Here is a 21962-nt window from a genome sequence, read left to right on the forward strand (position 1 = left end):
TGGAAAGAGGTTAGGGCGCGGGGATCCGAATCCGGCAACGCGCCTTGTGAGGGTCGGCGGCACGCAGGTGCCGCCGACTTCGACCCGATCAATAGCCGCGTGGCTTCGGCCACGGCATGGTGAACTGGTCGCCGCGGCGCACGAACTTGTAGCGCCGGAAGTGGAACCAGAGCGACGCCACGATGTAGAAGCACATCATCGCGCTGAGCTGTGTGCCGTAGCCGAGGAACACGGCGAAATAGGCGGTCGAGCACAGGACAAGCAGCACGATCGTTGGCAGCGGATGGAACGGATGCACGTAGCCGCGCTTGATCTTGTCGAGCGGCCATTTGTTGCGGAACATGACCATGTTGAAGGTCATGAAAGTATAGCCGAGCAGGCCCGACAGGATCGAGAAGGTGACGACCTGATCGAGCGGAGCGCCGAGCGCAAAGATGAGCGCGATTGGAACCAGGAACACGATCGCCCGATAGGGCGTGCGGTACACCGGATGGACCGCGCCGAACCAGCTTGGCAGATAGCGGTCGCGGCTCATCGAGAACCAGGCGCGAGAAGCGTCGTTGATGCAGCCGTTCGCCGAGGCAAGCGTGGCGAACGCCGTGCCGACGAAGAGCAGGACCATCAATCCGGCGCTGCCGGTGACGCGGGCGGCATCGAACAGCGGCGTGCCGGCTTGGCCAAGATATTCCCAAGGCATCAGCCCCGAGCAGACATACCAGGTCATGGTGGCCGCGATCAGCAGCGTCATGATGCCGGCCATGGTGCCATAGGGCAGCGAACGGGCAGGGGAGCGCACTTCCTCTGCGGCCTGGCAGGTGCCCTCAATTCCCAGATAGTACCAGAGACCGAAATGCAGCGATGCAACGATACCGACCCAGCCATAGGGCAGTGGATCGGACGTGATGGCCGAGAAGTCGAGCGGTACCGCGGAGGCGCCGAACTGCACCGATACGAACAGCGCTATGATCGCGATGAAGGCGATGGCGGTGATGACCAGATTGAAGGTCAGCGTCGCGAGCACGCCGCGATAGTTGAGCCACGCCAGGAACATGATGGCGAGCACGATAAAGGGTTGCTGGTTCAGCCCTGCCTGGCCCTGCATGCCCGCGACCGTGTCGAGCAGGAAGCCGACGGTGATTGCATTTGCGGCCTCGAGCATGGTGTAGGCCATGACGAGGAAGAGGCCGACGTTGAAGGCCATCAGCGGGCCGACGATGTGCTTGGCCTGGGCGTACTGGCCGCCGGCCGCGGCAACCGTCGAAGTCACCTCCGAGTCGATCATGGCGACGCAGGTGTAGAGCAGGCCGGCCACCCAGCAGGCGATCAGGCCGGCGATCATCCCGCCTTTTCCGACAGAGAAATTCCAGCCCATATATTCGCCGACGAGAACGATACCGACGCCGAGTGCCCAGACATGCGAAGGCCCGAGCACTCTCAACAGGCGAATCCGGTCGGTCCCAGCCGCGGTTGATGCGAAATCTTCCATTGCTGTTCCCCTTAAAGCTCGTGGCGTTCTGCGGTAGCTTCGATCTCGCCTTCGCGAGAAGAGATCAGCAGGTCGTTGTCATAGGTGATGTCGATGCGGATGAGGTCGGCGACCATCAGCACGCCGAACAGCGCCGACAGTGCCCACGCCGCATATTCGAGTAGGTTCCACATGCGTAAGCTAGCCTCCCTAGCGCCGCTTCTCGCCGAAGCGTTCTTCGATGACCTCGCGGTATTCCCTGTCGGAAAGCCGAACCACCATCACGAAATAGCCGATGACGAGCACGGCCATGACGATAAGTGCAGACCAACTGAAGCTGTAGTCGAAGCGGGCGGTGATGATTTCATTCGCGGCGGCCGGATCGGTGACACCCAGTGCCGCCCACTGCTGCTGTTCCGTGGCGTTCTGGCCAAGAGCTTCCCAGGTCGGATTGGCGATCGGGCTTGGCACCTTGGCCGCGCCGGCAAGGCCGAGATAGAGCGGTATGTAGAGCGCGCCGATAGTGAGCACGAGCAAAGTGATCACGTCGAAGATCTGGCCCACCAGGCTTTGTTTGGGGGGGTCGTATGCCATGAAGCCACTCCTAGAGTTTGTGGCGACGCATCTCGTCGAGATGCTTGAGATCGAGGCTATAGATGAAGTGCTTGTCTTCCTCGTAGTGGCGCAGCATGGCCACGATCGCGGCCGTGTTGAAAATTAGGACCAGCACGCATGCAACGGTCAGGATAATCGCGATTGGGGTCAGCGATATGTAGGGCCAGACGCTGAACAATGCGAATAGCATCGTGGACCACAACACCACGACGAACGTCGTTAGGCAGGCACGGTCGCGCCTATGCATGGCATGGATACGCTGACTGAGAGTCGTGTCTTCAAGAAGCTTGCTAAGCGTCGCTTCCATTGGCTTTCCTCCTCCATTGGGTCCTCCTCCAGCCCGCTTCGGGTTCTTATTGTCTCGGGATGGAATCTCGCATCTTTCAGCACGGCAAAAAGATTTGCCTCACAGGAATGTTAGGCGAAGTGAAATTACTGTCAAGTGCAGCTGCCTGCTTCGCGCTCCTGCGAATTGAGGCCAGGCCGGGACGGCATTGAATAGATTGATCTTTGTCAGCGAACGGTGTGTCAAAAAACTTCACCGAACCCGACAAGAGCAGGCGGCAATGCGCCCGGCGACCATCGTTCGGGCAGGCCGGCTACCCACCCGGACGCACAGGATTTCTACCCGACCGGGCGTTTTCAACTGCGACGAAAGACGGTCTGCTGCTGGTCGGGATATTTCCCCAACAAAGCATTTTCGTAGGACGGGCGGGGGTCGCCTGCTTTGGCTGCCTCCTGGGAACAACAGCTAGACAAACGGGTGTCGCAGTGGAGGAGTTCAGACCGCTCAGTTTTCGCGAGGATGTGCGCAGCCTTCTGTTCAGGCTGCTGCTGTCAGTCGTCAGCGAACGCGAACCCGCATTGGCCGCGGTGCTTACCGGAGCGGTGCCGCTGGACGCTCTGCCCGAGGAACAGCGCATCGGCGCGCTGCAAGCGACCGGCATCTGGTTCCAACTCGTCACCATCGCAAACGAACTGCTGGCCATGCGTTCGCGCCGCGAACTCGAGCAGATGGGCGGGGCGGACGAAGTCGTCGGCTCCTTCTCCAACGTCGTGGGTGAGATCGCGGCGGCAGGCTATCCGGCCGAGGATATCCAGGCCACCCTGGACAATCTCTGCGTTGGACCGACGATGACCGCCCATCCGACCGAGGCCAAGCGTGTCACCGTCCTCGAAATTCACCGGCGCATCTACCGCAAGCTGACCGAGCTCGAACAGCGGCGCTGGGCGCCGCGCGAGCGCGACCAGCACATCAGCGATCTCCAAAGCGAGATCGAGCTTCTGTGGATGTCGGGCGAGTTACGGCTCGAACGTCCGTCCGTCGAGCGCGAGATCGCCTGGGGTCTGCACTTTTTCCGCGAAGTCATCTTCGAAGCGACGCCCAAGCTCTATACCGCCGCCCAGGAGGCATTGGCGCGCCACTATCCGGAGTACGACCTCAAGGTGCCGTCGTTCATGCGCTATGCGTCGTGGATCGGCGGCGACCGTGATGGCAATCCGAACGTAACGGCGCAGATCACTGACTATGCGCTCAACGAATGCCGCCAGGCCATCATCGGCTGGTACATCCAGCAAGTTCGCCGGCTGGTCACCGTACTCAGCGTCAGCGCCAACGTCGTCGACATTCCGGACGATTTCGGCAAGGCGCTGGCTCGCGCGCTGCATCGCACCGGCTGTGCTTCGGAGATCGTCGCGCGCAATCCCGACGAGCCGTTGCGCCAGTTCGCGGCGGCGATGCTGGCACGCCTGCAGGCGATGTGCGGCGAAGCCTCGGCCAAGCCCTATGCACGTGCGGACGCCTTCAGGGCCGACCTGCGCGATCTGGAAAACGTTCTCGTCCAGCTCGGCGGCAATCGCGCGGCCGGCCGTTTCGTTCGTCCGCTGCGCCAGCAGGTCGAGAGCTTTGGCTTCCGCACCGTCTCGCTTGACATCCGGCAGAATTCCACCGTCGTCAATCGTGTGCTGGCAGAACTGTTCCGTGATGCGGACGGGGCCGAGGCACCGGCCCCCGACACGCCCCAATGGACCGCGCGCATCCGCTCGGCGCTTCATTCGGGCGAACAACTCTCGGCCGATCGCACGAGCCTGTCCGATGAAGCGCAGGAACTGCTCGATCTATTCGATGTCATTCGCGAGGCTTCGTCGGATCCGAACGGCGGCGCGATCGGTGCCTTCATCTTGTCCATGACGCGGTCGAGCGACGATCTGCTCGCCGTTTATGTGCTGGCCCAGTATGCCGGCCTCGCCCCCACGCTCGACGGCAGCGGCACCATCAACCTGCGTGTCGTGCCGTTGTTTGAGACCATCGCGGACCTGCGTGCCGCGCCCGAAATTCTGGACCAGTTGCTCGGCGTGTCGATCGTCCGCCGCTCGGTCCGTGACTTCGGCAACCGCCAGGAGGTCATGCTCGGCTATTCCGATTCCAACAAGGACGGAGGCTTTCTCGCCTCCAACTGGGAGCTTAACAAGGCGCAGCGGCGTATCACCGCGCTCAGCCAGAAGCGCAATGTCAAGATCAGCTTCTTCCACGGGCGCGGCGGTTCGGTCAGCCGTGGCGGCGCGCCCACAGGCCGGGCGATCGCAGCCCAGCCGGCAGGCACTATCGGCGGGGTCATGCGCGTCACGGAACAGGGTGAAGTGGTGTCGTCGAAATTCGCCAACCGCGGCACTGGCCTCTATCAGCTCGAAATCCTGGCCGCGAGCGTCTTCGCCCACTCGGTCAAGTCGCGCAATGAACTCGAGCTCAAGGATACTCCAGAGTTCAGCGAGGCACTGGAGGCGCTGACCGGCATGTCGCAGGCATCCTATTCGGGCCTGATACGGGAGCCTGGTTTCATCGACTATTTCAATCAGGCGAGCCCGGTTGAAGAACTGTCGCTGCTGAAGATCGGCTCGCGCCCGGCACGCCGCTTCGGCGCCCGCGACATCTCCGATCTGCGCGCAATTCCCTGGGTCTTCGCCTGGAGCCAGAACCGGCATCTGATTACCAATTGGTACGGCATCGGCAGCGCGCTGAATTCCTTCGTCAATGTGCGCGGAGAGGTCGGTCTCGACCTGCTTCGGCAAATGTTCGAACGTTCGCGCTTCTTCCGGCTCATCGTCGACGAGGTCGACAAGGGCCTCTATCAGTCCGACATGGACATTGGCCACCTTTATGCGGGCCTGGTGCAGGATCATGAGCTGGGCGAGCGCATCTACGGTAAGATCGCTGCAGAATACGCGCTGACCCGCAAGATGATCTCGCAGATCAATGGGGGTCTGGAGCTCTCTGAACGGTTCCCCGCCTTCAAGCGCCATTTTGACCGCATACGTCCACAGATGGATTCGATCCATCGTCTGCAGGTGCAGTTGCTGCGCGAGGTGCGCGCCCGGGACGGCAATTCGGCCAGCCCGAAGCGGGCGGTCAATGCGCTGCTGCTTTCGATCAATTGCATTTCGGCCGGCCTCGGATGGACCGGCTGACGAGCATTGGCGCAGTGAAGCGCCGCAAGGGAGGAGCCAAATGAATATTCCCACCAGGTTCGGCGTCGGCAGTGCCGATCATTTCTTCCGCAGCGGCGTTGCCCAGGCGGATCCCGCCGTGAGCGGCATGGTCGACCGCGAACTCCACCGCCAGCGCGACGAAATTGAACTGATCGCCTCGGAAAACATCGTCTCCAAGGCAGTGCTCGAGGCGCAAGGCTCGGTGCTGACAAACAAATATGCCGAGGGTTATCCCGGCCGTCGCTACTATGGCGGCTGTCAGCATGTCGACGAGGTCGAGGAACTCGCCCGCGAACGCGCCAAGACGATTTTCAACTGCAGCTTCGTGAACGTGCAGCCCAATTCCGGAAGCCAAGCCAATCAGGCGGTGTTCATGGCGCTGATGCAGCCGGGCGACACGTTCCTTGGTCTGAACCTCGCCGCCGGCGGGCACCTGACCCACGGCGCGCCGGTCAATCAATCGGGCAAGTGGTTCAACGTCGTTTCGTATGGCGTGCGCCCCGACACCCACCGCATCGACATGGACGAGGTGCGCGACCTGGCCAGGAGACATCAGCCCAAGGTGATCCTCGCCGGCGGCTCTGCCTATCCGCGCGTCATCGACTTCAAGGCATTCCGCGAAATTGCCGACGAAGTAGGAGCAAAGCTCTTTGTCGACATGGCGCATTTCGCCGGCCTGGTTGCGGGCGGCGTGCATCCGAATCCGCTTGAGCACGCCCACGTCGTGACCACGACCACGCACAAGACGCTGCGCGGCCCGCGCGGCGGCATGGTGTTGTCCAACGACGAGGAGATCGGCAAGAAGATCAATTCGGCTGTGTTTCCGGGCCTGCAGGGTGGTCCGCTGATGCATGTCATTGCCGCAAAGGCAGTCGCATTCGGCGAGGCGCTTAGGCCGGAATTCAAGATCTACGCCGCAAACGTCGTCGCCAACGCGAAGGCGCTTGCCGACACGCTGTCCAAGGGCGGGGTCGATATCGTCTCTGGCGGCACCGATACGCATCTGATGCTGGTCGACCTCCGGCGCAAGAACCTCACCGGCAAGGCGGTGGAGGCGGCCCTCGGACGCGCCCATATCACCTGCAACAAGAACGGCATTCCGTTCGACCCGCAGGGTCCGATGGTCACGTCGGGCGTCCGTCTCGGCACTCCGGCCTGCACGACCCGCGGCTTCCTCGTGGAGGAATTCCGCCAGGTTGGGCGGCTGACGATGCGCGTCATCGACGGCTTGGCGGCCTACGGCGAAGCCTGCAACGCGGCAGTCGAGACGGCCGTGCGCGAGGAGGTGCAGGAGCTGGTCGGCCGATTCCGAATCTACGAGTAGAGGACATGCACGTGCAGAAAGTGCTCCCGGAACTTTACCAGGACCATGCGTCCATCACCCTCCAGAACGCCTTCCATGACGCGCTCGAAGCGCTGGAGGCGTGGGAGGACGGAAACGAGGAACCTCTCGTCGCCGTGGAAGGGTGCACCGTCCCTATTAGTCATATCTTCGCCCATATGAGCGCCTGCACCGACCTGCTGCCGCTCAGGACGCGCGACGTGCTCGAAAGCATTACCGACAAGGGATCTCTTCTTGCTTTAGCCGGCTCCCTCTATGCCGACGGCGCCAAGCTGGTCATGCCGCTCTGCGTCGAGCGCCTGACGCTGTCACTACTGCGCCCGTCGTCATCAGCGGTGCCGCTGCGCAAGGCCGCCCTCGAGGCATAATACATAAGTCGTTTCGACCCCGCAGACAGGATCGCCGCCGCTGAGTGCATGCATTTGCCGGTACGGCATCGATCCTTCCAAGATCGTCCCCGGACCGCAAATGAAAAGCCCGTCCCGCAGGATCGGGCTTTTGCTCTGAAGGCTTGTATTCGGCCGTCGGCATGGGCCCCTGGCCAAGGCGCCTCCCCGAGCGCACGGCCGCCCCTCATGTAGTGACATCCCATTTCTAGTTTTGGATTGTGCAGCCGCGCGTTCTCCGTCGTTGCCGTCGCGCGCAAGGTTGCCCTGGGCACCTCGACGCGGATGTCAGAGACATTTGCTACGCACAAAATGCTGGACCTAGCGCCTCGGGAATACGTCCGCGGGTGGGTTTCATCCTATCCGATAGGACGCCAGCACCACTGAAAGGGTGGGCTCAGCCCAACGCCCAAGGGTCCACGTTTCTATCCCAACAGGTGTTGTGGGTCGGCGACCGTGAACCGATCATCCTCCCGACAGCCTCAGAAAGGGCACGGCGCCCTGAGCAATCTTCAAGAGGACTTTACATGGCCGGCTTCACCCAGCTTTTCGTTCCAGGACCGACCAATATTCCGGAGATCGTCCGGCAGGCGATGAATATGCCGATGGAGGACATGCGCGCTCCGGACTACCCGACTTTCACGCGCGCCCTGTTCACCGACTTGATGAAGGTGTTCCGGAACGAGACCGGCCGCGTCTTCATCTTCCCGTCCTCGGGCACCGGCGCATGGGAATCGGCGATCGCCAACACCCTTAGTCCAGGCGACCGCGTGCTGATGTCGCGCTTCGGCCAGTTCTCGCATCTGTGGGTCGACATGTGCGAGCGCTTCGGCCTCGACGTCGATGTAGTCGATGTCGAGTGGGGCGCGGGCTGCCCGGTAGAGGTCTATGCCGAGCGGCTTGCTCAGGACAAGGAGCATCGTATCAAGGCGGTATTTGTCACCCACAACGAAACCGCAACCGGCGTAACCAGCGATGTCGGCGCCGTGCGCGCCGCCCTCAACGCTGCCAGGCACCCGGCCCTGCTCTTCGTCGATGGCGTCTCCTCAATCGGCTCGATCGACTTCCGTCAGGAGGAGTGGGGCGTAGACTGCGCCGTCTCCGGCTCGCAGAAGGGTTTCATGCTGCCGCCGGGGCTTGGCTTTCTGTCGGTCAGCCAAAAGGCGCTCGCCACCGCCCGGACCGCCAAGCACAACCGCTGCTATTTCTCCTTCGAGGATCAGATCCGCGCCAACGACACCGGCTACTTCCCCTACACACCGGCGGTACAGCTGCTGCGCGGCCTGCGCGCGGCCCTGGACCTTATCCAGCAAGAAGGCCTTGATAACATCTTCGAGCGCCACAACCGACTGGCGACGGGTGTCCGCAGGGCGGTCGAAGCCTGGGGTCTGAAGCTCTGCGCCAAGGAAGCCAAGTGGCACTCCGACACGGTCAGCGCGGTGCTGGTGCCGGAGGGTGTCGACAGCGCCGATGTCGTCCGCCGGGCCTATTACGGCTACCAGACCTCACTCGGGGTCGGCCTCAGTAAGGTCGCGGGCAAGGTGTTTCGCATCGGCCATCTCGGCTGGGTCAACGAAGTGATGATGTGCGGCGCGATCTCAGCGGCCGAAATGGCGTTGCGCGATTGCGGCGTGAAGGTGCGGCCCGGTTCCGGCGTGGGCGCTGCGCTCGAACACTACCGGCTGTCGGCGCAGCCGGCGATCGCCAAAGTAGCCTGAGACGCCAGCGCCGCACGTCCCTTCGATGCGCGGCACTCCAAAAGGAGGAGACAACATGAGCCACACAATTCACCACCTGCGCAAGTTGCGCCTTCAGCGCAGCGAGCTCGCGGTGCCGGGCTCAAACCCGGAGATGATCCGCAAGGCCGCCGACGGCGCTGCCGACTACATCTTCCTCGATATCGAGGACGCGGTCGCGCCGCCTGACAAGGAGCGGGCGCGCAAGAACATCATCGAGGCGCTCAACGAGATCGACTGGCGCGCCCGCGGCAAAACCATTTCGGTGCGTATCAACGGCCTCGATACCCACTATATGTACCGCGACGTGGTCGACGTGATGGAGCAGGCCGGCGACCGGCTCGACACCATCCTGGTGCCCAAGGTAGGCGTTCCGGCCGACCTCTACATGGTCGAGGCCATGGTCAACCAGATCGAGACCGCCAAAGGCTTTGAGACCCGTGTCGGCCTCGAGGCCCTGATCGAAACCGCCCTTGGGATGGCCAATGTTGAAGCCATTGCCGCCTATGGCGGCCGGCTCGAGGCGCTCCATTTCGGCGTCGCCGACTATGCGGCGAGCTTGAAGGCGCGCACTGTCAACATCGGCGGCCTCAATCCCGACTATCCGGGAGACCAGTGGCACGCGGCACTCTCGCGTATGACGGTCGCCTGCCGAGCCTATGGTCTGCGCGCCATCGACGGACCGTTCGGCGACTTTTCCGATCCGGACGGCTACATTGCCGCCGCCAAGCGCGCGGCCGCGCTCGGCATCGAGGGCAAGTGGGCGATCCATCCTTCGCAGATCGAACTCGCCAATGCCGTGTTCTCACCGCCGGAGAAGGAAGTCACCCGCGCGCGCCGCATCATCGAAGTGCTGAAGGAGGCCGAGGAAAAGGGCAAGGGTGCCGCTGCCCTCGACGGCAAGATGATCGATGCCGCATCCGAACGCATGGCCAGGAACGTGCTCGTCATGCACGAGACAATCGAACGGTCGGCGCGGTCGCGCACGAGTCCGGCAAACTGAGGAGGAACCCACATGGATATTCATGAATACCAGGCGAAGGAACTGCTCTCACGCTACTCGGTGCATATCCCGCGTGGTGGCCTTGCCTACAGCCCGGAGCAGGCGACCTACCGCGCCAGTGAGATCGGCGGTGACAAGTGGGTGGTCAAGGCGCAGATCCATTCCGGTGCCCGCGGCAAAGCCGGCGGCGTCCGCATCTGCAAGTCCGACAGCGAAGTGTCCGACGCCGCCGAATACATGCTCGGCCGCAAGCTGGTAACCCACCAGACAGGCCCGAAGGGCAAGCTGGTTTCGCGCCTTTACGTCGAGGAAACGGTCGACATCCGCCAAGAGCTTTATCTCGGCATTGTGCTCGACCGCAAATCGGAGCGCGTCATGATCGTGGCCTCCGCGTCGGGCGGAATGGAGATCGAAGAGATCGCCGAGAAGCAACCTGACTCGATCATTCGTGCGGTCGTCGACCCGGGTGTTGGCATGCAGGACTTCCAGGCGCGCGAGATCGCCTTCGGCCTCGGACTGGAGAACAGCTTGATCGGCAAGGCAGTGGACACCCTGCTCGGCTGCTACCGCGTGTTCCGCGACTTTGACGCCTCGATGCTGGAGATCAACCCGCTGGTCGTCACCCGCGACGGCAATCTGATCGCCCTGGACGCTAAAATGTCCTTCGACGAGAACGCCCTGTACCGGCGGCCGGAGATATCGGAGCTGCGTGACAAATCGCAGGAAGACCCGCGCGAGACCTTCGCCAGCGACCGCGGTCTCTCCTATGTCGGCCTCGACGGCAACATCGGCTGCATCATCAACGGCGCCGGCCTGGCAATGGCAACCATGGACATGATCAAGATTGCTGGCGGCGAGCCCGCCAACTTTCTCGACATCGGCGGTGGCGCCTCACCCGACCGCGTAGCGAAGGCCTTTCGCGCCGTGCTCGCCGACAAGAATATCGAGACGATCCTAGTCAACATCTTCGCCGGCATCAACCGCTGCGACTGGGTGGCCGAGGGGGTCATCAAGGCAATCCGCGAAGTCGGCGTGCATGTGCCGCTGGTCGTGCGCCTGGCCGGAACCAACGTCGAGGAAGGCCGCCGTATCCTTGCCGAGTCCGGAGAGAAGGTGATTGTGGCCGACACACTGGCCGAAGCGGCCGAGAAATCGGTTGAGGCGATGCGCGCCTTTGGCAAGCGTAAAAAGCACTGACAGGAGGTCGAAATGGCAGTTCTCTTGAATCGCAGGACGCGCGTCATCGTCCAGGGCCTGACCGGCAAGATCGGCTCCTTCCATGCCGAGGACATGAAACGCTACGGCACAAACGTCGTCGGCGGCGTCACCCCCGGCAAAGGCGGACAGGTGCACCATGGCATTCCGGTGTTCAACACGGTCAAAGGCGCCGTGCGCGAGACCGGTGCGGAAGCCTCGGTCGTGTTCGTGCCGCCGCCCTTCGCCGCCGACTCGATCATGGAGGCGGCCGAGGCGGGCGTGAAGCTCTGCGTCTGCATCACCGACGGCATACCTTCGCAAGACATGATGCGGGTCAAGCGCTATATGCGCCGCTTCCGCTACGAAGACCGCATGCGCCTGATCGGTCCGAACTGCGCCGGCGTCATCACCCCCGGCCAGGCCCTGATGGGTATCATGCCGGGCCATATCTACCTGCCCGGCCGCGTCGGCATCGTGGGGCGCTCGGGAACCCTTGGCTACGAAGCAGCCTCTCAGATGAAGGCGCTAGGCATCGGCGTTTCGACCAGCGTCGGCATCGGCGGCGACCCGATCAACGGCTCGTCCTTCAAGGACATCCTCAAGCTGTTCGAGGAAGACCCCGACACGGACGCCGTGGTCATGATCGGCGAGATCGGCGGCCCACAGGAAGCGGAAGCTGCGGAATGGGCTAAGCACCACATGCGCAAGCCGTTGATCGCCTATATCGCCGGCCTTTCGGCGCCAAAGGGCAAGCGCATGGGGCATGCCGGCGCCATCATCTCCGCCTTCGGCGAATCCGCCCAGGAAAAGGTCGAGATCCTGCGCGATGCAGGCGTGACGATCGTGCCGACGCCCGCTGCCTTCGGCCCGACCGTTGCAGGCGTGCTCGAGCAGGGCGTGAGGGCCGCCTGACCCGGCCTTCAGGGGAGCCGGCACCGCCGGTTCCCCTCCTTGCCTCGAACGCAAGGTTCTGTCCCAATTTTCGCGAAGGCCGATGCGCAAAGTCGTGGGGCCGCGCGGTTATCCGCACACACAGTTCATACTGGGGACATGCGATGAAACCACGCATTATGGTCACTCGGCGATGGCCCGCGGCTATTGAACACGTGCTTGCCGAGCGGTTTGACACGACCTTCAATCAAAGCGACGCACCAATGAGCTTGGCGCAACTGAAGGCGGCGTTCCTGGAATTCGACGCGATCCTACCGACCGTCAGCGACAAGCTGCCGGCTGCCGTCTTTCCGGACGCTGAAGTCCGGACCAAGCTGCTAGCCAATTTCGGCGTCGGCTTCAGCCATATCGATCTCGATGCTGCGCGCGAGCGCGGCATTACGGTCACCAACACGCCGGGTGTGCTGACCGACTGCACCGCCGACGTCGCCATGAGCCTTTTGCTCTCGGTTTCCCGTAGGGCAGGCGAGGGCGAACGCCAACTGCGTGCCGGCCTGTGGCCGGGCTGGTGCCCCACGCACATGATCGGCACCAAGGTGACCGGCAAGACCATCGGAATCATCGGCATGGGCCGCATCGGCAAGGCGACTGCCAAGCGTGCACATTTCGGCTTCGACATGGACGTCATCTTCTACAACCGCTCCAAGCTCGACGACGAGGAAATCCGCGCCATGGGCGCGCGCCAGCTGCCGAAGATCGAAGATGTGCTCGCGCGTGCCGATTTCGTGTCGTTGCACTGCCCTGGTGGCGCCGAAAACCGGCACTTCATCAATGCTGCACGGCTCGGAGCGATGAAGCGAGGCGCTTATCTCATCAATACCGCCCGAGGTGACGTGGTCGACCATGATGCGCTGATCGAAGCGCTCGAAGCCGGCAAAATCGCCGGCGCGGGGCTTGATGTCTACGACGGCGAACCGGACGTGCCGCCAGCCTTGATGTGCATGGAAAACGTGGTGCTCCTGCCGCATCTCGGCAGCGCGACAGAGGAAACTCGGGCGGATATGGGCATGAGAGCTGTCGAGAACCTCACCGCCTTTTTCGAAAGGCGCCCCGTTCCCGACAAGGTGGCATGATGATCGCCGACCATGCGGCTCCGGTCGTGCCCGTGCTCCGCCAACAGGCGATCGCGCTGTTCCGTGAAGGTGTTGCGGCATCGGACCCCGAGCGCGCGGTGACCTCGGCGCTCGCAGGTAGGCTTGACGCAATCGCAGCAGCTCGACGCGTCATCCTGATCGCCTTCGGAAAAGCGGCCTGCCTGATGACGCGCGCAGCTCTGCCCTTCGTCCGAGACAAGCTGCATTGTGCACACGCCGTCACCAACCAGGAAAACCTCGAAGATATCGAAGGCGTGCACGTCATTGCCGGAGGCCATCCCTTGCCCAATGAGGGCAGCATCGCGGGTGCGTATGCCATCGAAAGGGCAGCGCGTGCGGCCGAACCCGGAGACTTGCTGCTGGTTCTTGTCAGCGGCGGCGGGTCGGCCCTGATCTGCGCGCCGGCGCCCGGCCTTTCCCTCGCCGACAAAATCGCGCTCAACGATGCACTGATCCGCTGCGGTGCGGAGATCAACGAAATCAACGCGGTGCGCCGGCGGTTCTCGCGCCTCAAGGGGGGGCGGCTGGCCCAGCTCGCTACCGGGGCAAGGATACTGTCGCTCATACTTTCCGACGTGCCGGGCGATGATGTCGGTACCATCGCCAGCGGCCCGACGGCGCAGCCCTCGGCGATGGCCACGGAGATTCTTACCATTCTCGACCGCTACGGGTTGCGCGACAGCCTGCCGGCCACCATTCGTTCGCAAGTCGATCATCTCGTCCGCGACCAAGCCAAAGAGTTCGATCACGTCGAAAACGTGATCATAGGCTCCAACAGCATCAGCCTAGAGCGGGTGGTCAAGAGTGCCCGCGCGAGCTATCCGATCGTCGTCAAGGCAGGCGATTGGCTGAGCGGGGATGTTTCGGAAGTCGCCGAAACGATGCACCGCAGAGCCATCGATGCCTCGAACCAGTGCGGCGGCCCCATCGCCATCGTCGCCGGTGGCGAGCCAACTGTGCGCGTAACCGGTACCGGGATTGGCGGACGCAACCAGGAGCTTGTGCTGCGCTTTGCGCTGCGTAATGAGTTGACAGCGATCAAACGCCCATGGGTTTTCCTGAGCGGTGGCACCGACGGCCGTGACGGCCCCACTGACGCTGCGGGCGGCATCGTTGATCCAAGTTCGACGAGCCGGATGCGCAACATCGGTTGCAATCCACGCGCACTTCTTGAAAACAACGATTCTTATCGCGCGCTGGATTCGTCCGGAGATCTCTTGATCACCGGTGCCACCGGCACCAATGTCGCAGACCTGCAAATCCTGCTGATGCGATAAGACGCGTCCTGCCGGACACACGAACGCGTTTCATCCGATCGTGTCAGCGGACGCCCACCGACACGCGAAACTGGATTCCTTAAAACTTGCAATTGCAGGGCAGGCAAGACTGCAGTGGGTGTCGATCATCTGCTGAGAGAGGAATAACTCGCAGACCAGCCGCGTAACCCGTTGTGGAAAACGCAATAATGTTTACTATCAGTAAAAAATCGAAGCGAGATTGGCATGGCTAGGGAAAACGCGGAAAAAGTGCACGGTAACTCGAAGAAGAATGCCAGGGCAGCTACGGTTGCCGGCGGCGCAGGCAAGGCGGCGGCAGGACTGGCGCGTGTCACGCCGCTGACCCAGGACCCGCATGCCATCCGTGACACCCGTGAAAAGGTGCTGGAGGTTGCGATCGGCCATGAAGTGCGCGCCTTCCGCAAAAAGCTCGGTATCACCGTAGCTGATGTTGCTTCCGCGACCGACATTTCGGTCGGCATGCTGTCGAAGATCGAAAATGGCAACACGTCGCCGTCGCTAACAACTCTGCAGACGCTTTCTCGGGCGCTCGGCGTACCGATCACCGCCTTCTTCCGCCGCTTCGAAGAGGAGCATAGCGCCGTATTCGTCAAAGCGGGGGAGGGCGTCGACGTCGAGCGACGCGGCACCCGCGCCGGCCACCAGTATAATCTCCTCGGCCATATCGGCTCGAACACGGCCGGCGTTGTTGTCGAGCCTTATCTCATCACGCTGACCGAGGATTCGGACGTATTTCCGATGTTTCAGCACGATGGATTGGAGTTCCTCTATATGCTGGAGGGTGAGGTGGTTTACCGGCATGGCAACAATCTTTACCGCATGACCCCAGGTGACAGTCTGTTCTTTGACGCCGACGCTCCGCACGGGCCGGAAGAACTGAGCGCGCTGCCGATCAGGTATCTGTCCATCATTTCCTATCCGCGCGGCCGCGGGCAGGACTGAAGGCACACGGCAGGGCGTCGTTCTTCTCTTAGCTGGTTCGATCTGTACTCGATTTTCCGGCACGCTTGCCCAGCGTTCGACCACACTCGCGTGTCCTTTTGGACGAAGATCAGGCCACGCGCATGGATGCCACGCACCGGCTGTCCGCAGTCTTCGTCGCACCGGGCTCCCTTCTTTGAACTGAAAATGCGCATCGAAAGTCGGTGTTTGGCTGGGAAATAGCGCCGTCGGGCAGACTTGATGCCGATGGCGGCGATAAATTTCGGCCGTCGTCGCCCAGGTTCACATCGAGATTATACTGGAATGAAAAATTAATTCTTGATATGAATAGCCATGTCGAGCGCGCCAGACTTGACAGCGGGAACGGAGGCCCGCCGGAACGCGTAAATCGGGAGAGTGGGGAAAGAGGTGGCACGCGCCGCAATCGGGAGGCACATGAACGCGGAACGGACAAGTCAGCGTCAGGGAAACGGAGTCGATAGATTGCCGACTGCCCTGGAGAACAAGTTTAGAGTCCTGGTAGCCGAACGCAATCCGTTGGTGATTGCCGCGCTCGGTGACATGATCAGGAACGACTCCCGCTTCGATCTGGTCGGCAGCATCCAGACCGGGGAGACGTTTCTCCGGGCGGCTGCCGCTTCAGAGCCGGGTTTCGATCTCGCGGTGCTCGGCTGGAGGCTTTCCGACATGGACAGCGGCGAAGTGCTTGCCGAGATGCAACGGCGTGGCCTCCATGCGCGCATCGTCATCTTTTCTAACGACCATGATATAGGCATCCTCAAGCGGTGTGTGCGCCTTGGGGTGCAGGGTTATTGCTATCAGTTCGACGATCCGTCGATTCTGTTCGATACGCTGGTGGCGGTCGCGCACGGCCGAATCTGCATTCCCTACATTGACGTGTCTAAGATAAATGATACCCCGCTTTCACGCTTGACGACGCGCGAACGCGAGTTGCTGTCAGTGCTTGCCGACGGCTGGACAAATCTCCAGATCGCTGCACGTACCGGGATTTCCGAGAACACCGTCAAGTACCACCTCAAGAATCTGTATGACAAGCTCGACGTCCGCAACCGTGCCATGGCTGTTGCTCTCTACGCCAGAGAGAAGAATCGCGGCCCGCATGCGAGTTCGTAGTCAATAGGCTCGCGGCTCCGTAAGCGCCCCTGGTACAGCGGCCTTTGCGCTCGGCGCGGCTCGGCGCTGCAGAGCAGCGGTCTTCGACGGCTATCCCCGCACGCGTACAAGCACGCGCTCGAGCGCATCCGTCAACGCCCTGCTTCCACCATCCCGGTTGAAATCTTCGAAGACCTGCTCGTTCAGGCCGCCCGGCGTCGAAAACTCGCGTCGGAGGGCATCGAGCGCGGTTTGGTCCGCTGCGGCCGCCTTCTGCGCCAGACTGGAAAAGAGCGGTGCCAAATAGGCGCGTGCCTTCTCCCGTGCTATGCCCTTCTCAGTCAGCCAGCCGGTTGCCCGCTCGCGAATGCCGAAATAGGTGCCTATCAGTGCACTGGCGACCGCAAGCAGGTCGTATTCGTCCTTCGTTTCGCATTCGACGGCGCTGCCAAGGGCATCAAAGATGGCCGCGATTTCGGCGTTGGGCGGGTAGATGGCGGTCACGCCCTCACAATCGGCGACAAAGGGCAGGGGGATGGCCTGGGTGAGTTGCACGTCTTCGCGAATCCAGCTCTTGAGCCTCGTTCGGTCGGTCGCGGCGACGACGCTGACGATCGTCTGGCCCGGCTCGCGAGCCGCGCCGCGGTTTTCGCATTCCGCGGTGAAACGACGATCTCTGCGACGGCGAGAGCGGACTCGACGATGCCGGTCACCATCGATCTCGATAGGCTCGTTCCTTTCGGCCGGATCGGAAGGCCGGCGGAGGTGGCGGCCCTCGTCGCCTTTCTCGCCTCCGACGAGGCGGCGTTCATGTGCGACTCGCCCGTTGAGATCACCGGCGCCCAGGCGGCAGCCTGAGGGAGCGCCGAGGGCCCCGGCTGCCGCGATGGGAGAGGGCCGGCCCGGCACCTCCGTCGACAATAATCTTGTGAAAAAACCGATACTAGGGCACAATTTTTGAATGCACCTGATGTGCGGAACTATCGCAAATCCGGTCGATTCCGGCCGGGCGATCGTTCATGTGGGGGGCGGCGTCAATGGGCCAGGGGTTCTTCCTTCTGTTCGCTGCGGTGTCCGTGATCACGGCCCTGATGGTGGTGCTGGCCCGCAATCCCATCCACAGCGCCCTGGCGCTGATGGCCTGTTTCCTGCAGATTTCCGCGATTTTCGTCCTGCTCGGCGCGCCACTGCTCGCGGTCATCCAGATATTCGTCTATGTCGGCGCGATCATGGTCCTGTTCCTGTTCGTGATCATGATGATCGACGTGCGCGAGGCGGTGTTGCAGCGCTTCGTGCCCGGCGGCAACCTGCCGGCCCTGGTGCTGCTCGGCCTGCTTGGCATCGAGATGCTGGCGCTCGTGCTCTGGAGCGACCGGTTTTCGGTCACCGAGCCGGTTGCAGCGAGCGGCGGCGATGAGATCCGCCAGCTCGGCACGACGCTTTTTGCCGATTATCTCCTGCCGTTCGAGGTCGCCTCCGTGATCCTGCTGGCGGCCCTTGTCGGCGCCATCGTGCTGGCGCGCAGGGAGTCGGGCTGATGGTTCCGCTCTCCTGGTATATCCTGCTCGGAGTCGTCCTGTTCGTCATCGGGGCGGCAGGCGTACTGCTGAGGCGGAACATTCTCGTGGTGTTGATGTCGCTGGAACTGCTGCTCAACTCCGTCAACATCAATTTCATCGCCTTCGGACACTATCACGGCGATCTCCGCGGGCGGATCTTCGCGATCTTCGTCATTGCCATCACCGCGGCGGAGGTCGCCGTCGCCCTGGGCATCCTCGTCGCCCTCGTGAGGAACAAATCCACCCTCAAGGTCGACGACGTGACCATGATGAAAGGATAGCGGCTTGGACCCCGTCATATCGATCCGGCCGCTCATCGCCATTGCCATTGCAGGCCTGGCCGCCCTCGCCATCCTCCTTTTGCACAAGCAGGAGAAGCTGCGCGATCTCGTTTCGCCCGTGGCCGCGCTCGCCATGTTCGTAATCGTCATGTCGATGGCACCGACGGTGCTTTCGGGCGGGAGCGTCGAATTGCGCCTGTTCGAAATCCTGCCGGGGGTCGACTTCGCCTTCCGCGCCGATGCGCTCGGCATGGTTTTCGCTACCGTCTCTTCGCTTCTGTGGATCCTGGCCGCATTCTATTCGATCGGCTACATGCGGCACTTGCATGAGCACGCGCAGACGCGGTTCTTCGCCTGTTTCGCCACAAGCCTCGCCGCGGCAGTCGGCGGCGCTTTCGCCGCTAACCTGTTCACGCTGGTCATATTCTACGAACTGCTCAGCCTCGTCACCTATCCACTCGTCTACCACCACGAGGACGAAGAGGCGTGGAAGGGAAGCCGCAAATATCTCGTCTATCTGATGGGCGCCTCGAAAAGCGCTCTTCTCGCCGCGCTGGCGCTCACCTACCACATAGCGGGCTCGCTCGATTTCATGGCCGAGGGGATGCTGACCTCAGGCGATGCCTCTGCGGCGCTGCTGACGGTCGTCTATTTCTGCTATCTCTTCGGCTTCGCCAAGGCGGCGGTCATGCCCATGCACGCCTGGCTGCCGGCCGCGATGGTGGCGCCGACACCGGTCAGCGCGCTGCTGCATGCAGTGGCTGTCGTCAAAATGGGCGTCTTCTGCGTGCTCCGGGTGGTGTTTCACGTTTTCGGCGTCGGGCTCGTCGGGGAGCTCGGCCTCGGCGTCGTGACGGCCTATCTGGTGTCCTTCACCATCGTCGTCGCTTCGGTCTACGCGCTGACGCGGGACGACTTGAAGGCCAGGCTCGCCTATTCGACCGTCAGCCAACTCTCCTATATCGTGCTGGGCGCGGTCCTGTTGTCGCCGGTTGCGATCACCGGCGGCATCATCCACATCGCCGCGCATGCCTTCTCCAAGATTACGCTCTTCTTCTGCGCCGGCTCGATCTATTGCGCCTCCGGCAAGCGCAACATCAGCGACATGGCCGGAATCGGCCGCAGGCTGCCCTGGACCATGGGGGCGTTTTTCGTCGCTTCGCTCTCCATGATCGGCGTGCCGCCGACCGCGGGCTTCGTCAGCAAGTGGTATCTGGCGCAGGGATCGGTAGAGGCGGGGGAGATGGCGTTTCTCGCAGTGCTGCTGGTGAGCTCGGTGCTGAACGCCGCCTATTTCCTGCCGGTCAGCTATGTCGCCTTTTTCGGTGAAGCGGCCGCAGGGGAGGGCGCCGCGACGGTCCGTGAAATACCGCTGGTCACGATTCCGCTGGTCGTGACCGCAATCCTGTCGGTGCTGATGGGCATCTTCCCCGGCTATTTTCTCGCGCTCGCGCAGGGAGTGACCCGATGATCAAGCGTGTCGTCGGCTTCTTTGGTGACAAGGAAAATGCAGGGCTGCGCCGCCGGCTGTTTTATCTGATCCTCGTGCTGATCGTCGTTGCCGATTTCCTCGTGCCGCGCGAGCACGCCGAATTCCTCTGGGACCGCCTCCCCGGCTGGTCGGCTCTTTACGGCTTCGGCTCCTGCGTGCTGCTCATCTTCGTTTCCAAATTCCTCGGCCATCGTGGGGGCCTGATGCGGCGCGAGGACTATTATGACTGATTTCATCCATCCAGCCCTCCTCTTCATCCTCGGCGCTCTGCCAATCCCCTTCCTCAACGGACTGATCCGCAAGATCTATCTCGTACTAATCCCGGCACTGGCGATCCTCGCCGTCGTCGCAATGTCCCCGGGCAGCTACGGCGAGGCGCAATTCATCGGTCAGGGCATTCTGGTCGCGAAGGTCGACAGGCTCAGCATCGTGTTCGCGACCGTCTTCACGATCATGGCGCTGATCGGCATGGTCTATGCACTGCATCTGCCACGCGCCGGTCAGCATGTGGCCGCTTTCGTCTATGTCGGCAGCGCGCTCGGCGTGGTCTTCGCCGGTGACTACCTGACCCTCTATCTTTTCTGGGAGGGCATGGCCTTTGCCTCCGCCTACCTGATTTTCGCGGGACAGGGAAACCGCGCGATCCGCGCCCCGTTCCGCTATCTGATGGTACACGTCACCGGCGGCGTTGTCCTGCTCGGCGGCATCCTTCTCCACGGGGCGGCCACGGGCTCGCTGTCGTTCGGCCCGATCGCCGGGGCGGAGATCGACGGGGACCTGGATCCCGGCGCCTATCTGATCCTTTGCGGTTTCCTGCTCAATGCCGCGGTGCCGCCGCTCAATGCCTGGCTGACCGACGCCTATCCGGAGGCGTCCGTTACGGGCGCGGTGTTCCTGAGCGCCTTTACCACCAAGACTGCCATCTATGTGCTGGCACGCGTGTTTCCGGGTGTCGAACTTCTGGTGTGGCTCGGCACCGTGATGGCGCTTTACGGCGTCATCTACGCCGTTCTGGAGAACGACTGCCGGCGGCTGCTCGCCTACCACATCGTCAGTCAGGTCGGCTACATGGTCGCGGGCGTAGGCATCGGCACCGAGCTGGCGGTGAACGGCGCTGCCAGCCATGCCTTCGCCCACATCCTCTATAAGTCGCTGCTGTTCATGGGCGCCGGCGCGGTGATCTACGTCACCGGCCGCCGCAAGCTTACCGAGCTCGGCGGGCTCTACAGGACCATGCCGGTGACTGTGGCGCTCTACATGGTCGGCGCTCTTGCAATCTCGGCCTTTCCGTTCTTCTCCGGCTTCGTCACCAAGTCCATGGTGGTGGCGGCCGCCGGCGAGGATCACCGGGCGCTGGTGGTGCTGGCACTGACCATGGCCTCGTCGGGAACCTTCCTGCACACGGGGCTCAAGCTTCCCTATTACATGTTCTTCGGCACCGACCGGGGGATCGAGGCGCGGGAGCCGCCCCGCAACATGCTGGTTGCCATGGGCATGGCAGCCGTGCTCTGTATCGCAATCGGGGCTTTCCCGGCGCCGCTTTACGCCCTTCTGCCCTATCCAGTCGACTTCGAGCCCTATACGGGCCAGCACGTCACCGAGAGCCTCGGCATTCTGATGTTCACGGCTCTCGGCTTCGTCATCTTCTTGAGGGCTCTCGATCCGGAAAATACGATCAGCATCGACACCGACTGGTTTTACCGCAAGGGTGCCCGCTACTTCATGTGGTTCGCCGAAAGGCCGCTTGCGCGCTATGAGAAGGCGGTAAGCGACGTGTCCGAGACGGCGGTATTGCCCTTCCTGCACAGGTCTGCGCGTGCGGGACTGCGGCTCGATCTCTATGGTGTCGACGGTGTGGTAAACGGCATTGCCCATTCGATCTTCAGCGGCGGAGGCGTGCTCCGGCGGCTGCAAACCGGGCTGGTCACCCATTACGCGCTGGCAATGGTCGCCGGCCTGATCGCGGCCATTCTCGTCTTCGCCGTGGTATGGCGGTAGGGGG

20 protein-coding genes and 2 pseudogenes are annotated in these 21962 nt (G+C 62.5%); 17 read left to right on the forward strand and 5 right to left on the reverse strand.

Annotated features, from left to right (window positions below):
* Positions 1 to 88: 88 nt before the first annotated feature.
* From EKH55_RS20955 to EKH55_RS20970, 4 genes are read right to left on the reverse strand one after another with little or no spacing between them, the layout of a single operon-like run.
* Positions 89 to 1486 (reverse strand): APC family permease, encoded by a 1398-nt coding sequence (locus EKH55_RS20955; RefSeq protein WP_069456761.1) that lies wholly within the window; start codon positions 1484 to 1486, stop codon positions 89 to 91.
* Positions 1487 to 1497: 11 nt separating this feature from the next.
* Positions 1498 to 1659, reverse strand: a complete 162-nt coding sequence (locus EKH55_RS20960) for a hypothetical protein (RefSeq protein WP_106407733.1) — start codon at positions 1657 to 1659, stop codon at positions 1498 to 1500.
* A gap of 16 nt (positions 1660 to 1675) precedes the next feature.
* Positions 1676 to 2059, reverse strand: coding sequence for a hypothetical protein (locus EKH55_RS20965; RefSeq protein WP_151612979.1), 384 nt, complete (start codon positions 2057 to 2059; stop codon positions 1676 to 1678).
* 10 nt (positions 2060 to 2069) lie between these two features.
* A complete protein-coding gene (locus EKH55_RS20970) occupies positions 2070 to 2387 on the reverse strand; it encodes a hypothetical protein (protein WP_151612980.1) in 318 nt (105 codons plus the stop codon).
* Positions 2388 to 2851: 464 nt separating this feature from the next.
* Between EKH55_RS20970 and EKH55_RS20975 the strand changes: the two genes are divergently transcribed.
* The 11 genes from EKH55_RS20975 to EKH55_RS21025 all read left to right on the forward strand — a co-directional run bounded on the left by EKH55_RS20975 (position 2852) and on the right by EKH55_RS21025 (position 16649).
* Positions 2852 to 5545 carry a phosphoenolpyruvate carboxylase gene (locus tag EKH55_RS20975; RefSeq protein ID WP_151612981.1) on the forward strand — a complete coding sequence of 898 codons (2694 nt, stop codon included), beginning with the start codon at positions 2852 to 2854 and terminating at the stop codon, positions 5543 to 5545.
* Between the two features lie 40 nt (positions 5546 to 5585).
* The gene (gene glyA, locus EKH55_RS20980; protein WP_151612982.1) at positions 5586 to 6890 is read left to right on the forward strand and encodes a serine hydroxymethyltransferase; all 1305 of its coding nucleotides are present in this window, start codon (positions 5586 to 5588) and stop codon (positions 6888 to 6890) included.
* A gap of 11 nt (positions 6891 to 6901) precedes the next feature.
* Positions 6902 to 7276 carry a BRA0787 family protein gene (locus EKH55_RS20985; RefSeq protein ID WP_151612983.1) on the forward strand — a complete coding sequence of 125 codons (375 nt, stop codon included), beginning with the start codon at positions 6902 to 6904 and terminating at the stop codon, positions 7274 to 7276.
* A 545-nt stretch (positions 7277 to 7821) separates the two neighbouring features.
* Positions 7822 to 9012, forward strand: coding sequence for an aminotransferase class V-fold PLP-dependent enzyme (locus EKH55_RS20990; RefSeq protein WP_151612984.1), 1191 nt, complete (start codon positions 7822 to 7824; stop codon positions 9010 to 9012).
* A gap of 55 nt (positions 9013 to 9067) precedes the next feature.
* Positions 9068 to 10033, forward strand: a complete 966-nt coding sequence (locus EKH55_RS20995) for an HpcH/HpaI aldolase/citrate lyase family protein (RefSeq protein ID WP_151612985.1) — start codon at positions 9068 to 9070, stop codon at positions 10031 to 10033.
* Positions 10034 to 10045: 12 nt separating this feature from the next.
* Positions 10046 to 11230, forward strand: a complete 1185-nt coding sequence (locus tag EKH55_RS21000; protein WP_069456753.1) for a malate--CoA ligase subunit beta — start codon at positions 10046 to 10048, stop codon at positions 11228 to 11230.
* A 12-nt stretch (positions 11231 to 11242) separates the two neighbouring features.
* Positions 11243 to 12142, forward strand: a complete 900-nt coding sequence (gene sucD, locus EKH55_RS21005) for a succinate--CoA ligase subunit alpha (protein ID WP_069456752.1) — start codon at positions 11243 to 11245, stop codon at positions 12140 to 12142.
* Between the two features lie 143 nt (positions 12143 to 12285).
* Positions 12286 to 13254, forward strand: coding sequence for a 2-hydroxyacid dehydrogenase (locus tag EKH55_RS21010; protein WP_151612986.1), 969 nt, complete (start codon positions 12286 to 12288; stop codon positions 13252 to 13254).
* Entirely contained in the window at positions 13251 to 14552 is a 1302-nt protein-coding gene (locus tag EKH55_RS21015) for a glycerate kinase type-2 family protein (protein ID WP_210249926.1), read from the forward strand. Before EKH55_RS21010 ends, EKH55_RS21015 begins: the two co-directional genes overlap by 4 nt.
* Before the next feature lie 225 nt (positions 14553 to 14777).
* Complete coding sequence (locus EKH55_RS21020) at positions 14778 to 15515, forward strand: helix-turn-helix domain-containing protein (RefSeq protein ID WP_069456750.1); 738 nt, start codon at positions 14778 to 14780, stop codon at positions 15513 to 15515.
* A gap of 483 nt (positions 15516 to 15998) precedes the next feature.
* Positions 15999 to 16649 (forward strand): LuxR C-terminal-related transcriptional regulator, encoded by a 651-nt coding sequence (locus EKH55_RS21025; RefSeq protein ID WP_225192106.1) that lies wholly within the window; start codon positions 15999 to 16001, stop codon positions 16647 to 16649.
* A gap of 90 nt (positions 16650 to 16739) precedes the next feature.
* Here the strand turns inward: EKH55_RS21025 and EKH55_RS21030 are convergent.
* Positions 16740 to 17344: pseudogene (locus EKH55_RS21030) on the reverse strand (pyrroline-5-carboxylate reductase dimerization domain-containing protein).
* A 1-nt stretch (position 17345) separates the two neighbouring features.
* Between EKH55_RS21030 and EKH55_RS21035 the strand changes: the two are divergent.
* The 6 genes and pseudogenes from EKH55_RS21035 to EKH55_RS21060 form a co-directional block, all read left to right on the forward strand.
* Positions 17346 to 17486 (forward strand): annotated as a pseudogene (locus tag EKH55_RS21035) (short-chain dehydrogenase); the annotation flags it as partial.
* 179 nt (positions 17487 to 17665) lie between these two features.
* Positions 17666 to 18166: an NADH-quinone oxidoreductase subunit J gene (locus EKH55_RS21040; protein WP_069456739.1), complete on the forward strand. Its 501-nt coding sequence runs from the start codon at positions 17666 to 17668 to the stop codon at positions 18164 to 18166.
* Positions 18166 to 18468, forward strand: a complete 303-nt coding sequence (gene nuoK / locus EKH55_RS21045) for an NADH-quinone oxidoreductase subunit NuoK (protein WP_069456738.1) — start codon at positions 18166 to 18168, stop codon at positions 18466 to 18468. Before EKH55_RS21040 ends, nuoK begins: the two co-directional genes overlap by 1 nt.
* A 4-nt stretch (positions 18469 to 18472) precedes the next feature.
* Positions 18473 to 19939: a monovalent cation/H+ antiporter subunit D family protein gene (locus EKH55_RS21050; RefSeq protein WP_151612988.1), complete on the forward strand. Its 1467-nt coding sequence runs from the start codon at positions 18473 to 18475 to the stop codon at positions 19937 to 19939.
* Complete coding sequence (locus EKH55_RS21055) at positions 19936 to 20190, forward strand: hypothetical protein (protein WP_151612989.1); 255 nt, start codon at positions 19936 to 19938, stop codon at positions 20188 to 20190. The genes EKH55_RS21050 and EKH55_RS21055 overlap by 4 nt, the downstream gene beginning before the upstream one ends.
* The gene (locus EKH55_RS21060) at positions 20183 to 21958 is read left to right on the forward strand and encodes a Na(+)/H(+) antiporter subunit D (protein WP_151612990.1); all 1776 of its coding nucleotides are present in this window, start codon (positions 20183 to 20185) and stop codon (positions 21956 to 21958) included. Before EKH55_RS21055 ends, EKH55_RS21060 begins: the two co-directional genes overlap by 8 nt.
* Positions 21959 to 21962 lie beyond the last annotated feature (4 nt).

The sequence above is a fragment of the Sinorhizobium alkalisoli genome (genome assembly GCF_008932245.1).
Lineage (GTDB): Bacteria > Pseudomonadota > Alphaproteobacteria > Rhizobiales > Rhizobiaceae > Sinorhizobium > Sinorhizobium alkalisoli.